Below are 14929 nucleotides of genomic sequence, written 5' to 3' on the forward strand. Positions count from 1 at the left end.
CACAGGAGAAGGTGCTGGATACGGCGGAGCAGTGTTAGCACTACTAATGGCTGTTAATGGCGTCCTTCTTTTAGTGAGCGGATTTAACAGATGGCTTTTTGCATTTATTAAAAAAAGTAGACAGGAAAGAATTTTTCCGTTTAATATTCAGGCTCGTTAATAGAAGGGAAACTATTATATAGTAGAACGCCATTTACTAAAAATCCGCATGATGCATTGCTAAAGTAAGCTAAAACTTTTATAGGATTATACTTAACTACCGCCGTCTCCACAGTGAAATATCATAAAGTTTTATTGAACGTCGAAACTCTTAACATACTAAGGGAGTTGGCGTTTTTTTTTTTTGATTCCTGTTTTCAACTGTCACTTTGAAAAAATTGACTTTTTACATTCTGGTAAATGATAGTGAACGATGAGCAAACCCGTTCTTTCCGAAACTTTTTAGGGGGAAGAAAATAGAAAATCTATAGGAATAAATAGAGGGATATAAACGAATTGACTTCACTTTTGTATGATTATTTCTCCAAGAAATTATTCAAAGATTTAAGGGCGATAAAATTAAAAATGAAAACACTATACAGAAATGATCCAGTAGTAAGACCTGTGTAGTAATCTCCGTATGCGGCAATTTTGAATTTATGGAAGGCAAAACCAAAAAGAAATATTTATTTGTTTTTTTCTGGTTGTATTTTAAGAGAAATTTCATTTAAAGCAAATTATTATTTAAAAATTCAGAATATTTAGTAGTTATGAAGATTATTATGTAGTATTATACTAAAGAACTGGATGTGATTTGGAAGAAAGGAGATATGTTTATGAACATATTAGTTACAGGGGGATATGGATTTATCGGCTCACATATTGCTGAACGCTTTTTTAAAGAAAACCATCGTGTGTTTATCATCGATAATTTGTTTTCCGGAAAGAAAGAAAATGTTGATTTTAAACATAGATCATTTATTGGGGATGTTGCGGATGAAAAATGTGAAAGTTTCTTTAAAGCCCATTCGTTTGAAGTAGTTATTCATTGTGCAGCACAAACAAGTGAAGAACGGTCTATAGATAAACCGTTTGAAGATTCTTCGACAAACATACTGGGTCTGATCAACATGCTGAATTTATCTAAAAAATATGGGGTTAAAACATTTGCATTCTGCTCATCGGCTGCAGTATATAGTGAGAGCGTGTCGCTGCCGCTGAAAGAAGATGATAAATTAGATCCAGTTTCGCCATATGGCATCAATAAAATGAACGGGGAATTGTATTGCCGGAAGTGGGAAGAGATGTATGGCTTATCATCGCTTATATTCCGCTTTTCTCATGTATATGGACCGCGTCAGCATGTCAGTGCTGAAAGTGGTGTAGTTTCGGTATATACAAATAAGCTTTTAGAACAAGAGTCATTTTCTGTTTTGGGGACAGGCAAACAGACGCATGATTTCATATATATTGCAGATGTGGCAGAGGCTGTATACCGTGGTGTGATAAGCAGGCTTAATGGTACATACAATGTATCCACTAATACACAGACCAGTATTGAGGAGTTAATCGCAACGTTAACAAATTGGAAGCCGGATAGTTCAATTGAATTCCTTGAGCCTAAAGTGGGGGATATCGCATTTTCACAATTGGATAATACGAAATTAAAAAAAGACTTGGACTGGCTGCCAAAGAATTCACTGGAAGAAGGATTAAAAGCCACGTTAACTTATTATGAGAATATACCAGCTGCAGAACCAGCGGAGGAAAGAAAATCTAACGCTTCCTTTTGGAGCAGTCAATGGATTCATTTTGCGGAAAATATTGTACTCTTTCTTATATTTTATTCACTTTCTATTATTGCAGTGCCGGCTGTTGAAATATTAGTTTTTTGGATGATTTATGTGCTATTAGCAGCTTTATTGTTTGGCAAACCTCAGGCTGTCGTCTCTTCTGTTCTGTCAATCGCCGTCCATGCAAATCAGGAATCTGGTTCTGGAAGGGAACTTGTTTCTTTACTTATGGATAATGAACTGCTTACTACGCTTATCATTTATTTGCTAATGGGACTTATTGTCAGTTATGTGGTGGACCGACAGAAAATCGAACTGTTGTTTACAAAAGATGAGTTAGCCGCTTCAAGTGCTCAATATTCTTTTTTATCATCTATTTATGAAGAAACACTTGAAATTAAAAATGAGCTTCAAGAGCAGATTTTACGTTCTGAAAACAGCATTGGACAAATTTATCAAATAACTCGCTTGTTGGACAGCCTAGAGCCAGAAGCGCTGTTTTCAGGCTCGATTCATGTGCTTGAGCAAACATTAAAATCAAAACATTTTGCACTGTATTCTATTTCGACAAACGGATTTGCCCATCTTGCTTCTAAATCCGGTGATCCACTGTTTTTACCGGCTGCTTCTTTAGATATAAAAAATGACTTATTTCTTAACAAAGCAGTCAACGAGAAGCAAATCAGTTTTAACCATTCGCTTTCTAAGGATGAACCTTTCTTTGTAGCACCGATTGTCCAGCAGCATAATACGGTTGCTGTAATTATATGCTACGATGTGAATTTTCAAGAACTGACATTATCCTATCGAAATTTAGTCGATGTGGTAACTCGTCTTATAAATGAAGCATTTGAACGTTCATCTAGATATATTCAGGAAATTAGCCATGTACGATATGAAGAAGAAACAATTGCAATGAAATCGGCATACTTTAAGCAGATTTTGGAGCAAAAAAAGCAGGCAGCCGAAACATTTCATATTCCATATACACTTCTTCATGTTTATGGAGAGACGTATGATAAAGAAAAACTTCAGTCGATTGAAGCAACAATTAGGCCAATAGATTATTTGGGGTTTACTGAAGATGGAAAACTCTGCATTATTCTATCAAATGCAGAACCGAGCGATGTAGCATTAGTTCTAGAGCGCCTTAACAAGAAGGGCATTGAAGCGGCTAAGATAGAGGAGGAATTAACTTATGTTAGTTAAGGGACTGATTGTATATTATATCCTTGCACTTCTATATGGCATTGGTCTATATCTTCTCCGTCGAAAGGGAGCTGCGTTTCAAACGATGATTTTAATAAGTTGTCCATTTTTAGGCATCTTGATTATCTTGTTTATGTTTAAAAAACCAAAACAGAGTGGAGAATTGCCAGAGTGGCAGCTGCGTCATGAAGAGTACGAAGATATTTCCTTGCAAGCGCCAAACCCTGAAGTTGAGATGAATGTTATTCCATTTCTAGATGCACTGACGCTGAATGATAATACGATCAAACGTAAAACATTGATCAGCTTACTGAAGAAAGAGTTTTTACAACAATCGGAAGCCTTGGCACTGGCGTTAAAAAGTGAAGATACTGAAACTGCTCACTACGCAGCCACTGCTCTGCAACAAGCAAAAAGCCAGTTAATAAAAGAACTCAAGTTCTTAGAAAAAAAGCTGCTAGAAGATAACATAGGCCATGAAACGCTCAAGCAATATATAAATATATTGAAACAATCAGTTCAAATGGAATTTCTGGACCAAAGAACGCGAAAAAAATATATGTATCTATATTCTGAGGCCTTGAGCCAGCTGCTTGCGCTTAAGCCTTCAAATAGCTCGTACTATTATAATGAAAAAATTGCCATAGCACTGGAATTGATGGAATTTGAAGAGGCACAAAAGACAGCCGAAACTTTTTTAGAACAATTTCCGCACGCTGAAGATGCGTATTTTGCTGCAATGGATGTTCACTTTCACATGCAGAATAGAGAGGCTTTTTTTCAGCTAGTAAATACAATTCGTTCGTCAAGTATCCGCTTGTCGCCTGAACGATTAAATCAATTGCGCTATTGGCTGCAAGGTGGTTTGTATGAACAAAAAATTTAAAATTGAGTACAGTATTTATATAATGGGAGCCTTTATTGCTGTTGTCGGTATGTTGTTTTTAATCATCCGTTCAGACGCCGTATTAAAATTACAATATTTCAATCAATCAACCGAGCAGGCTGTGCTGCAGCAAGAGGTGAAAGCAAACCAAAAAGTACCATCGTATTTGCTTTTAACAGGACCGGACCAGCCGGCTCTTCAAGAGTCGTTAAAAAAGCGGCTGGAGCTGATGGGCAAAGAAGTTGTCAACCGCTCGATTTCCTCTATTAAATCCGAAGCTGACTTTAAGGAGTACACTAGTGTAATAATAGCAACCGAAAAATTAGATCTGTTTAAGGAAACCGATCTAATGCTGCAATATGTAGAAAATGGAGGTTCCTTATTTTTTGCAGTCCGCCCAGCACCAGGGTCGGCGCTGTCCACTCTTTATCAGTCGCTTGGTATGGTGGAAACCGGTCATTTTATAGAAACATCGGGAATTCAACTTGAGCAGCCGTTTTTTGGAGAAAATGGATATACTGCTTTTCCATCAAAAACCATCATCAACTCCTCACTATCTGTTCGGCTTTCAAGCGATGCGCAGCTCTTTGCTTCTTCCTCATCGGGCACTCCGTTGATGTGGAAAGCTTTATATGGAGAAGGCGCATTTATTGTTTTCAACGGTACGATGTTTACGGCAATGGCAGATCAAGCATTATTTGTGAAAGGAATCCAACAATCATCGGAGCATCTCATCATGCCTATTGTCAATGCACGTGTGACAGAGCTAAGTGGTTTCCCGTTTTTTGTACCCGATGGCAAGGATTTATCTCCATCATATACAAATCGTGATTACTACCGCACAGTTGTTTGGCCGGAATTACAGCGAATCGAATCAAAGTACGATTTGAATTATACAGCCTCCTACATAGCGCCGGAAGATGTTGTGATTTCAGCTGGAGAGGCGTCTCCGGTACTTGATGAATTACGTTTGTATAGCCGTGAATTGCTTCGGATGGGCGGAGAAATCGCAGTGCAGGAACCTGTCTTGACGACGGCTGAAAAGGCATCGGATTTTCAAAAAAACTCTGTTTTGCATATACGAGAAGCACTGCCAGGTTATCCAATCCGTTCTACAATAAATTCATCTTCAAAAGTGGATATGGCTTTGCCGGAAGATGTATCTACAATGCTTGCGCCAAATGCATATACAAAGCAAATGGGAGAAACCATTATACTTCCAAAAACAGTAGATGGATTTGATCTGAACGATAGTGAAAAGTGGAAACTGTTCAATGAAGTAGCTTTAAGTGGTTTTTACGCCCATTCCTTATATCCATACCGCTTTTTTGAAGAAGGTGCTGCAAAAGACCAATTGGCTGCTTTCGGTGATTTACAGCAGTTGATTGACAATCAAATTCCTTGGGTTCGTTCACTGACGCTTTCAGAAGCCGGAGAGGCAGCATTTGGGTACATAAACAGTGAGCTGTATGAAGAACAAGAGGATGATACGCTAATTTTCAATGCTACAGCGATGAAAGAAAACACACACTCATATTATTATTTCTCAACGCAAAGGACAATCTTAAAAACGGAAAACTGTATAGTGGAAAAAATTGGTGAAGACTTGTATTTAGTAGCGGCAACCGATCTAACATTTTCTATTGCTGTGGGGGGATTGTAGTGAAAATTTGTCTGATTTCAGAAGGTGCATATCCGTATGTAACAGGGGGCGTGTCAAGTTGGGTTCAATCGATGATTTTGAATATGCCGGAACATGAGTTTATTGTATATTCTATTTCCGCCAAAGAAAGAAATAGTGTCACGCTAAAATATGAGCGACCGATAAATTTGATGGAAATTAATACTATTTTTCTAGGCTCTTATATGGAAGAAAACATTCGAGCTGGCAAGCGCTACAATATAACTGAAGAAGAGAAAAAAGCTTTTTTGTCCCTCATTGGCGAAAAAGAAACGAATTGGGATGTGCTTTTTCAATTTTTTAAAAGCGGTCGGGTAGATTCGGTTTTCAATTTTTTATCAAGCAAGGATTTTTTTGATATTGTTCATGAACTTTGTAAAAAGCGATTCATTCAGGTTCCGTTTACTGATATGTTCTGGACGGTACGCTCTATGGTTCTGCCGCTGTTTTTATGTATTGAACAGAAAATTCCAGAAGCGGATTTGTATCATTGCATCTCGACTGGCTACGCTGGAGTACTAGGGGCACTGGCGAAGCATCAGTACAATAAGCCACTTTTCCTCACAGAGCATGGTATTTACACACGCGAACGGGAAGAGGAAATCATTAAAGCAAGTTGGATTAAAGGCTACTTCAAAGACATTTGGATTGATTATTTTTACAGTTTGTCGCAATGCGCCTATGAATACGCTGATGGGGTAACGGCATTGTTCGAAGGAAGCCGCCAAATCCAAATCGAGCTTGGCTGTCTGGCTGACAAAACGTCCACAATTGCTAACGGCATTGACATCAATAAATTTCATACACAAAACCGTAAACAAAAGGAGGCGGGAATTCACATCGGGGCAATTGTCCGGGTTGTGCCAATCAAAGATATCAAAACGATGATTCAAAGCTTTTCTATAGTGCAGCAGGAAATTGAAAATAGCTATTTTTACATTATAGGGCCATATGAAGAAGATGCAGAATATTATTATGAATGCGTCGAGATGGTTGAAAGTCTAGGTATACGAAACCTTGTATTTACAGGAGCCGTAAATGTCCAGGAGTATTTAGCCTTTTTGGATATTCTTGTGCTCTCGAGTATCAGCGAAGGGCAGCCGCTCGTCATTTTGGAAGGACTGGCAATGGAAATTCCTTTTGTGGCAACCGATGTCGGAAGCTGTGCGGAGCTCTTGCTCGGCAAGTACGATGAGTTTGGTCCAGCCGGAACAATTGTGCCAGTTATGCATTTTCCTTTGATGGCGAATGATATTATCGCTTTGGCAAGCAATTCGGAACGCCGGCAGGAATATGGACGCAATGGGCGAAAACGAGTGACATCGCTTTATACACTGCCAGGCATGATCGATAAGTATAACCAACTATATAAGGAGGTGAGCAGGAATGGCAGGCATAGGCTTTCAATTGAAGGAACTTTATAACCAATCCAATTTTTTCGCTCAACTTCGGGCATACGGCTTCTCAGCGATAATTGCTGTCGGGCCAATGTTTTTATGTATTTTGCTTATTACAGCAGCGAGGGAATGGCTTATGCATTTGGACACGCCAAGTTCAGAAATAGACCTTTTTATAGCCTCAGTACAATACGTATTTATTTTTTCTCAAATACTGACAGGAGGCTTTATGTTTGTCATTTCCCGTTTTTTAGCCGATCAGATGTACCTGAAAAAAGAAGAAAAAGTCTTATCTTCCATGTACGGTGCAATCAGTATTGTACTTTTAATCGGATTTATCGTTGCTGTGATTTTCTATTGGTCGTCACCTGTATCGCTTATGTTCAAATTTATTACGTATTTATTTTATGTGGAATTAAATATTATTTGGATATTATCGATATATATGTCTGCACTAAAGGATTATCGGAAAATTGTAAAAGGCTATTTACTAGGAGTCGCTGTAGCGGCATTAATCATTTGGGCAGCGACAGGGCTGTTTGGAATCGAAACAGCATCAGCGGTTTTCATTGGTCTTGATATAGGGTTTTTGCTTATTGCTATTATGTTGATGCGGGATATCCTGAATTTTTTTCAGCTGAACAACAAGCAATACTTTTACTTCTTGACGTATATGGAAAAATATCCATTTTTGTTTTTCATTGGTTTGTTTTATTATTTGGGATTGTATGGGCATAACTTTGCAATCTGGCTTGGCAATCGAAAAGTCTATGTCGCGGATACATTTTTAATGGCTCCTTATTACGACACACCGGTGTTTTACGCATATTTCAGTTTGCTGCCAGCCTTGATTCTATTTATGGTGACTCTTGAGACCACATTCTATACCGCGTATAAAAAATATTACAGATGTATTTTAAAAGGGTCTCCACTGCATGATATTGAAAAGGCTAAACATGACATGTATCGGACACTGCGCTTTGAAATTTTATTCTTAGCACAAGTCCAGCTTCTTGTCACCGTAGTGTTTTTGTTTATGGGCATCCATTTTTTGCCGTTTCTTGGTTTAATACAGGACCAAATTGATATTTTCATTGCTGTAGTTCTTGGCAGTTGGTTTTTAAGTTTACTGATCACGTTCCTGCTGATTTTGCTTTATTTTGATGAGCGAAAAGCAGCTTTTTCTTTAACTATTTTTTATGCCATATCTAGCTTTATCGCAACAATTTTATTCAGCGGGATTTTTGGTATGGACGGAGCAGGCATGTTCATAGGGGCAGTCTTTAGCTTGGGATATGGCTGTTGGCTGCTAAACCGTCAACTCAATGAAATTGACTATTCAACGTTTTGTTATCAGCCTATTGTCTACAAAGAAAAAATCACGAGGACAGAACGGTTTTTGCGCAAAGTTGGTAGCCTCGATTGAGAAAGAAGCAGTTTAAATGTGCTTTTCAAAGGCGTTTAAAAATGTTCCAATAGATAAAGATAATCTATTGGAACACTTTTAATATAGAAAAATTTTTATTTGAAATAGCATGAATTTACTGATAGGAATCTTCCGTTCTCATGAAAGCAGGAAACCCATCGCGGTTACTTTGCTGAAGACTTTCATCATCTGAAACAACTGTAAAAACCCGTACATGTCCGGCACTTTGCTCCTTTTTCCAATAGTTCCTCCATTTTTGGGCCCATTTGCTTTTTTTCAGCTCTTTTTTATCGAAATCTTCCCAAAGGATGCCATCTACTTTTCCGCGGGAAACAGCTTTATAGGAATCGAATCCTCGATTTTGAATAATCAACAAATCTGGGTATGCTGTTTTAACTTCCTCAAGAAGCTGCTTGTAACCGGCTCGCATCGCTTTTTCGGCAGCCGGATCATCTAGAAAATAATAATCAAGGTCGTCTACAGTATCAAAGAATACCCCATCCATTTGCTTTTCGGCAATTTCAGTAGTGATCTTATTCATCAGCACATCACGATAATGTTGTTTGCTGATGTCCATTACATATGTATCCCAATCCGCTACATGTAGCCGTTCACCCTCTACTAACCGATAGTCAGAAGGAAGAACATCCTTTTTCAGTTCTTTATTCCAGTTTTCCAGCTGTACTAAGCTGACATAGCCGAATAGCAGAACATCTTTTTCTTGCAAAAAAGAAATTTGCTTCTTCGTAAAAGCAGTTGGTTCGATGATAGCTGCGTCTTGATATGAAAGCTCTTGCAGTTTATCTTGATCTGGGTGTCCATAAAAAATGTGAAAAGACTCCACTTGGAAAAGCGATGCGCTTAAAAACACTGCTATCAATCCTCTCAAAAGAAAATAGCCGACAATGGCTGCTGCCAGACCAATAATCCATTTTTTCACACGATGCCCCCCTTAGGTGCTCTCAATTGTATCTTGTAAAATAGGGATTTTTGTAAAAATAAAAACAGGATATTTCTGGATTTCCTATTATGTAATCCGTATTCATTGCTTGTCCTGAACTTAATAAATCCTAAAGCTATTTCTTTCTATTGTATACATTTAAATTTTAAAGTACATATTTACAATACAAGCAAAATAACGGTAAAGCTGTTTTTAGCAATTGCCAATCCCTTCTATATAATAGGGTAGTTATCGGGCAGTTGTTTCTAATACAATGTTTGGAATTAAGCAACCGAGTTATTGCTGTATTCATCTTTATAAATCATGCTCCATAAAAAGTACAACTAAATAAATAGAGGTGCGAAATGAAAAAATTAGCAGTGGTTTTTTTGGCAGCAACAATCATTGCTTTAACCATCATGTCCTTAAACAGTAATGAAGAGAAGCAATCAAATATTTATGTAGCAATTAATGGGAATGATGAGGAAGCCGGAACATTATCAAAGCCGTTGCGAACATTACAACAAGCGGCCTTAGTGGCGAAAGCAGGGACTACTGTTCACGTGCGTGAAGGGATTTATAAGGAAAAGCTTGTCATTCAACATAGTGGTACGGAGGCTAAACCGATTATTTTCAAGTCCTATCAGAATGAAAAGGTGGTTCTTAGTGGCGAGAATATAAAAAGTGAAGAAGGGGATACCTCTATAATCACAATAGATGATAAAAACTATGTGACTGTCAGTGGTTTCACTATACAGGATTTATCGACAAATTTGGCGGATGAGACCGTTATGGGGATTTTTATTACAGGGGCCAGCAGTCACATACTAATGGACAGTAACCATATACAGCGAATTGAAACCCATTCAGCCCAAGGAAACGGCCATGGTATAGCTGTGTACGGAACTGGCTCCATGAAGAATATAAGAATTATAAATAATATGGTAGAAGACCTCAAACTTGGAGCAAGTGAAGCGCTTGTCCTAAATGGCAATATTGATAGATTTGAAATTACCGGTAATTTGGTGCGCCGAAATGACAACATTGGAATAGATCTGATTGGTTATGAAGGAGTTTCTTTAGACAAAAATGCGGATTATGTACGAAATGGCATCGTTAACCGGAATAAGGTTTATGACATTTCTTCGTATGGCAATCCGGCTTATGGTAAAGAATATAGTGCTGCAGGAATTTACGTTGATGGCGGAAGAGATATTATGATTGAAGAAAATACGGTTTATCACAATGATATAGGAATTGAAGCAGCTTCAGAACACAAAGGGAAATTTGCAGCAAATATCGAAATATTCGAGAATGTAATATACGAAAATTTTTATACAGGTATAGCAATAGGGGGGTATGACGAACAGCAAGGCGGCATAAAAAATTCTCGTATTTCGAAAAATATATTATATCGGAATGATACCAAAGGAATGGGAGGAGGACAGCTTATGCTCCAGCATGATATTAGAGCAAATAAGATTGAAAAAAACATCTTAACTGCAGGCCCTTCTCATATTTTCATCGCTAACTATTTTATAACGGGAGAGAACAACAAATTAAATCAAAATGTGTTTCACAAGGAAAGTGAGAGAAAAGGGATTTGGATATGGGGTGATGAAGAATTCACTTCTTTCTCTGCGTTTAAATCAGTTTCAGGCAGTGATAAAGGAACAATGTATATAGATCCTAAATACGTAGATTCAAGTGATTATAATTTTAGATTGGAGACAAATTCTCCGGTAAGAGGAATTTTCGAATCAGAAGAATAGCATTTCTATCCGTCCACCGGGACACGGTTTTCCGCGAGCTTGGAGGCTTAAAAGAGGGCGATAAAATGTTCGTGCAGTTCGAGGGAGTGCAGTACGAGTATAAAATAAAAAAGACTCGGGTTACAGATGCTGAAGACCGCACTGTCATCGTCGCAAAGGATGAACCGACACTGACACTCACCACCTGTTACCCGTTTACGTTTATTGGAGCGGGAGCGGTATATCATAGAAGCCCCGCTTGTGAACATTACAAAAATTGAATCTTAGGACCTTGTCAGGAAGATGAGATAAAACAACCAGCCAAAGGCATCTTTGGCTGGTTGTTTTATCTGGTTTGAAGTTCTTTTGTTAATACCGGTGTTTCACAACCCGATGCGGTTTTTGCGAGATCATGGATGATAAGATCAATTATATTCCTCTTAATTGTAACGAACTTTTTTGGAGAAAAGGGCAATCAGTAAAAAAACCACCCCGTTGATAAATATAATAACCGCAAAAGTCAATCCTGCGACACTCCCGCCGATTCCATCTCCGCTATAGCGTCCAATAACCTGAAGCGTAACTTCGAACACCAACGGAGCAATCAAAAGAATGGTAACTGCAGCAGAAATAAACCACTTTTTTCGATTGTTCGCAGCAAACTTGTTTACCAAATAATTTAACAGGATGATAAATATAGCCACGATTATTAGTGACATACGCACACCTCCTTAGACTATTTTCATTATACCCTAAATAACTGGTAATTAATTGGATTAAAATGGAGCAGTCAGATATAGTGGAAAATAAGAGATGTTCTTTTCTAATATAGAAAGGATTAAAAGACTTTCAAAAGCAAAACAACAAGGCAATCAATCTAAAAATCGGAGTTGAGGCAATGTTTATCGTAAATGTCGAAGCAGCAATTTATAAGGACGAAAAATGGCTGATTGTGTGTAGAAGCGAAAAAGAGGAACACGCGGCTGGCACATTGGCCTTAGTAGGCGGAAAAGTAGATATGGAAGGGAATTCATCGGATATTCTGGAGCGGACTTTGATAAGAGAAGTCGAGGAAGAAGTTGGCGTCACGGTATCGAATCTTAGGTATGTCAACAGTTCTTCATTTGTTGCCGAATCAGGCGTTCCAGTAGTAGATATTGTATTCCTGTGCTCTTACCAATCAGGGGAACCATCTGCTAAAGATCCGGATGAAGTTGCAAGCATCCATTGGATGGCTACCGAAGAAATTCTAAGCAGTGCCCAAATTCCCGACTACTTGAAGGAAAATATTCGGCTTGCTGAATATGCGGTGAAAACTGCCTCAGCTGCTCTAGATTAGGCTGATAAATAATAGGACGTCTAAAAGCTCAACAAAGATACAGTCGAAGAGAAAGTACGTTTGCATATAAAGTCTTAATGGAACCAGAAAATTTACAGAACCTAAAAAGAAGGGCAGTCGGAGATACTCCGATTGCCCTTCTTTTATAACAGCTATTTTATTCTTCCAGCGTTCTTCTTAAAAAAACCTGTCCTTCATAAGCGATCAAACTGACCATTCCCAACAAGAGACCCGATAAGACAAATACACTGCGGATACCAAAAATATCTGCAAGCATCCCCATTAAAAGGGAAGCAAGTCCGAATGTTCCGGTTCCAAGTGCCCCAAGCGTCGTGAATACAGTCGGCAAGCTGTCTTTCGAGACACTTGTCTGGATTACTGTCTGTTGCGGGATATTCTTGATCTGGCTGAAAACACCGACAAAGAAGGACAGAATCAGCGCCAGCGCCGAAAAGCTATTCAACCCAAAGAAAAGGGTTGCCAGGCTGCTGGAAACTGCTCCTATTAAAATAAACTGGCTAAGTCTCTTGTCAATCCAGTCTGAAAACCAGAGGCAAAAGAGGCTGCCGGCAATCAATCCGAGGAAGAAGGATCCATTGATGAATCCCCACCATTTTTCATCCGCCATTAATGCATCACTGACAAATACATAAAGAATTGCGGCTATCCATGCGGTTCCGGCAACCGTCTCCAATACGTCCATCCACGCGATGCGTTTCAGCACGGGGGTCGTAGAGACCGTCTGCCAGCCGTTGGTAATTTGCTCCCATGTTCCTTGTTGATTGCTTGCCTTGAAATCTACGGAATCCAAACTGCAAAGCAATAGGCTGGATATGAAAAACAAAGCAGCCGTCAGCCAGACCAAGTCACTCGCCGCCAACCAGACCAGCAGGGAACTGCCCACAAACCACATCGCGGTCTGAATCAGTTGTGTGACGGTTTCTGCAACCCCATTCGCTTTCAAAAGTTCTTCGTTCCGTACGTAATTCGGAAGGAGGGATTGAGTGACCGGATTAGCACAGCCATCCAGCAGCGCGACGAGGCCGATCATCAAAAACAGCCAAACGTAATTGGATAGAGAGAGCTCCTGCATAAAGAAAGCCACTACAGCCAGTAACAGGGTTTTACCAAGTTGAGAACCGGCCAACAGCCATTTCAAGTTGAAACGCTGCATCATCAAAGGTGTTAGCATGTTCGAAACGAACATTGAACTGGTTATTGTGAAAGGCACAAATGCGGCTGCGGCTGCGGAACCGGTCAATTCAAAAATGATGTAGATGATACTGACAATATATAGGACATCCCCGATATTGGCAAGAGATTGGCCAGTCAGCAGCAAATTGAAATTTCTATTCAGTTTCATAATGTATATCCCCCAAGAATTCAATTGGTAAATGATTCTGCTGCAGGGGATTTTTTAGATTGGACAAATCTTCAAGGCGGATGTTCCTTTCAGGTTAAGATAAATCTTGGAGGATATAGACTTATCAAGAATTTTGATTATTTCCATTATACGATAAAAGTTGGGGATTAAATGGAGAAAAAAGAAAAAGGGTGATGAAAGGACGCGTAAGCGTGATATAGGAGGAGCGGCCTTTTCCAAATTGCTTTCGCAACAAGGTGGAAATATAGCCGCTTATTTCTGTTTGGATGGTTCTTTCTTTGGGCATGTCGAGCACCTCCTTCCCGGCAGATTGATAACCGGTTTGTTGCAAAGATGTCCGGATCCTTTAATGGTGTTTTTAGGATTGTGGTTTTTCCAGCATGAGAACCATATAACTAAAATCCATGTGGAAATTCCAGTCGACAAAAAGATCCTGGACTCGTCCATTCAACAATGATTCCAGATTGAACAATTTGGTGATCCGGTGTTCCAAAGGCCGTTTGGCCAAACGCAGTTCTTCGATAATTCCGTTTTGAACCAAGTTTTTCTCGACTTCCACAAGTATGCCGATCCGTTCAATTAACAAGACCTGGTCGTTAAGCCAATAGAAATTCGTCTGATCCGGCTTCTTTTGGGTACGGATGCTATTCAGGAGAATAATTTCCTTCAAGGTTTCTTGATCTACTGCCTCTGGCCAAGGCCACTCGTCAAGATCTTCATCCTTTTCCATGGTGGCAATCATCAGCCCGCTCTTTTTTTCTAAATTCCAATCTACGTACAAATCTGTTAAGGGCTGGCCGATCCGTTCTTGAAGCCCAGTTAAAAGATCAGCCTTCAATGAGCAGATCATTAGATCCCGGGTCTCAAGAACACGGTTCCAATCCTGGCGTTGCACAAGCATTTTTTCAGCCGGCAATAAAAATCCTGTCAAGTGAATAAGAAGGAACGGGGGGTGGAGGATCACTGTCAATTTGTCCGGTTTTTCGCCAAAATGTTCTTCCAAGAAATGTTCAGCATACTGGGAAACGATGGTTCGTGTATCCTGTTTTTCCATCATTTGAGACACTCCTTTCATTGGTGCTGTGCAGTAAAAGAAATTTGCACAGCTACCACTTGATTCACTCCTTCTATAGAGATGAATCAC

Annotated in this window: 11 protein-coding genes and 1 pseudogene; 8 read left to right on the forward strand and 4 right to left on the reverse strand. The window is 39.2% G+C overall.

The genetic code is table 11. The annotated features are described in order from the left end of the window. Positions 1 to 815: 815 nt before the first annotated feature. Genes FQV28_RS18760 through pelG form a run of 5 tightly spaced genes read left to right on the forward strand, consistent with a single transcriptional unit; the run spans position 816 to position 8371 of the window. Entirely contained in the window at positions 816 to 2981 is a 2166-nt protein-coding gene (locus FQV28_RS18760) for an NAD-dependent epimerase/dehydratase family protein (protein ID WP_186763943.1), read from the forward strand. Further along, positions 2971 to 3867 (forward strand): tetratricopeptide repeat protein, encoded by an 897-nt coding sequence (locus tag FQV28_RS18765; protein WP_146498049.1) that lies wholly within the window; start codon positions 2971 to 2973, stop codon positions 3865 to 3867. The genes FQV28_RS18760 and FQV28_RS18765 overlap by 11 nt, the downstream gene beginning before the upstream one ends. Beyond that, positions 3851 to 5530 (forward strand): DUF2194 domain-containing protein, encoded by a 1680-nt coding sequence (locus FQV28_RS18770; RefSeq protein WP_146498050.1) that lies wholly within the window; start codon positions 3851 to 3853, stop codon positions 5528 to 5530. Before FQV28_RS18765 ends, FQV28_RS18770 begins: the two co-directional genes overlap by 17 nt. Beyond that, on the forward strand, positions 5530 to 6972 hold the full coding sequence (gene pelF, locus FQV28_RS18775) for a GT4 family glycosyltransferase PelF (protein WP_146498051.1): 1443 nt from the start codon (positions 5530 to 5532) through the stop codon (positions 6970 to 6972). Before FQV28_RS18770 ends, pelF begins: the two co-directional genes overlap by 1 nt. After that, positions 6935 to 8371, forward strand: coding sequence for an exopolysaccharide Pel transporter PelG (pelG, locus tag FQV28_RS18780; protein WP_146498052.1), 1437 nt, complete (start codon positions 6935 to 6937; stop codon positions 8369 to 8371). Before pelF ends, pelG begins: the two co-directional genes overlap by 38 nt. Before the next feature lie 115 nt (positions 8372 to 8486). On the opposite strand, the gene FQV28_RS18785 is transcribed toward pelG, so the two are convergent. Beyond that, positions 8487 to 9311 (reverse strand): endo alpha-1,4 polygalactosaminidase, encoded by an 825-nt coding sequence (locus FQV28_RS18785; protein ID WP_146498053.1) that lies wholly within the window; start codon positions 9309 to 9311, stop codon positions 8487 to 8489. A 365-nt stretch (positions 9312 to 9676) separates the two neighbouring features. On the opposite strand from FQV28_RS18785, the gene FQV28_RS18790 reads away from it, so the two are divergent. Together FQV28_RS18790 and FQV28_RS18795 are read left to right on the forward strand one after the other, a co-directional pair. After that, the gene (locus FQV28_RS18790; RefSeq protein ID WP_146498054.1) at positions 9677 to 11083 is read left to right on the forward strand and encodes a DUF1565 domain-containing protein; all 1407 of its coding nucleotides are present in this window, start codon (positions 9677 to 9679) and stop codon (positions 11081 to 11083) included. A gap of 5 nt (positions 11084 to 11088) precedes the next feature. Next, positions 11089 to 11350, forward strand: a pseudogene (locus tag FQV28_RS18795) (sortase); the annotation flags it as partial. Between the two features lie 152 nt (positions 11351 to 11502). On the opposite strand, the gene FQV28_RS18800 reads toward FQV28_RS18795, so the two are convergent. Then, on the reverse strand, positions 11503 to 11781 hold the full coding sequence (locus FQV28_RS18800) for a hypothetical protein (RefSeq protein WP_146498055.1): 279 nt from the start codon (positions 11779 to 11781) through the stop codon (positions 11503 to 11505). Positions 11782 to 11960: 179 nt separating this feature from the next. Between FQV28_RS18800 and FQV28_RS18805 the strand changes: the two genes are divergently transcribed. After that, on the forward strand, positions 11961 to 12401 hold the full coding sequence (locus FQV28_RS18805; protein ID WP_146498056.1) for an NUDIX domain-containing protein: 441 nt from the start codon (positions 11961 to 11963) through the stop codon (positions 12399 to 12401). Positions 12402 to 12558: 157 nt separating this feature from the next. On the opposite strand, the gene FQV28_RS18810 is transcribed toward FQV28_RS18805, so the two are convergent. Continuing rightward, positions 12559 to 13764, reverse strand: a complete 1206-nt coding sequence (locus FQV28_RS18810; protein WP_146498057.1) for an MFS transporter — start codon at positions 13762 to 13764, stop codon at positions 12559 to 12561. 379 nt (positions 13765 to 14143) lie between these two features. Next, entirely contained in the window at positions 14144 to 14842 is a 699-nt protein-coding gene (locus FQV28_RS18815; protein ID WP_186763944.1) for a Na-translocating system protein MpsC family protein, read from the reverse strand. Positions 14843 to 14929: the final 87 nt, after the last annotated feature.

It is taken from the genome of Planomicrobium sp. CPCC 101079, from assembly GCF_007859275.1.
In the GTDB taxonomy this organism is placed as follows: domain Bacteria; phylum Bacillota; class Bacilli; order Bacillales_A; family Planococcaceae; genus Planococcus.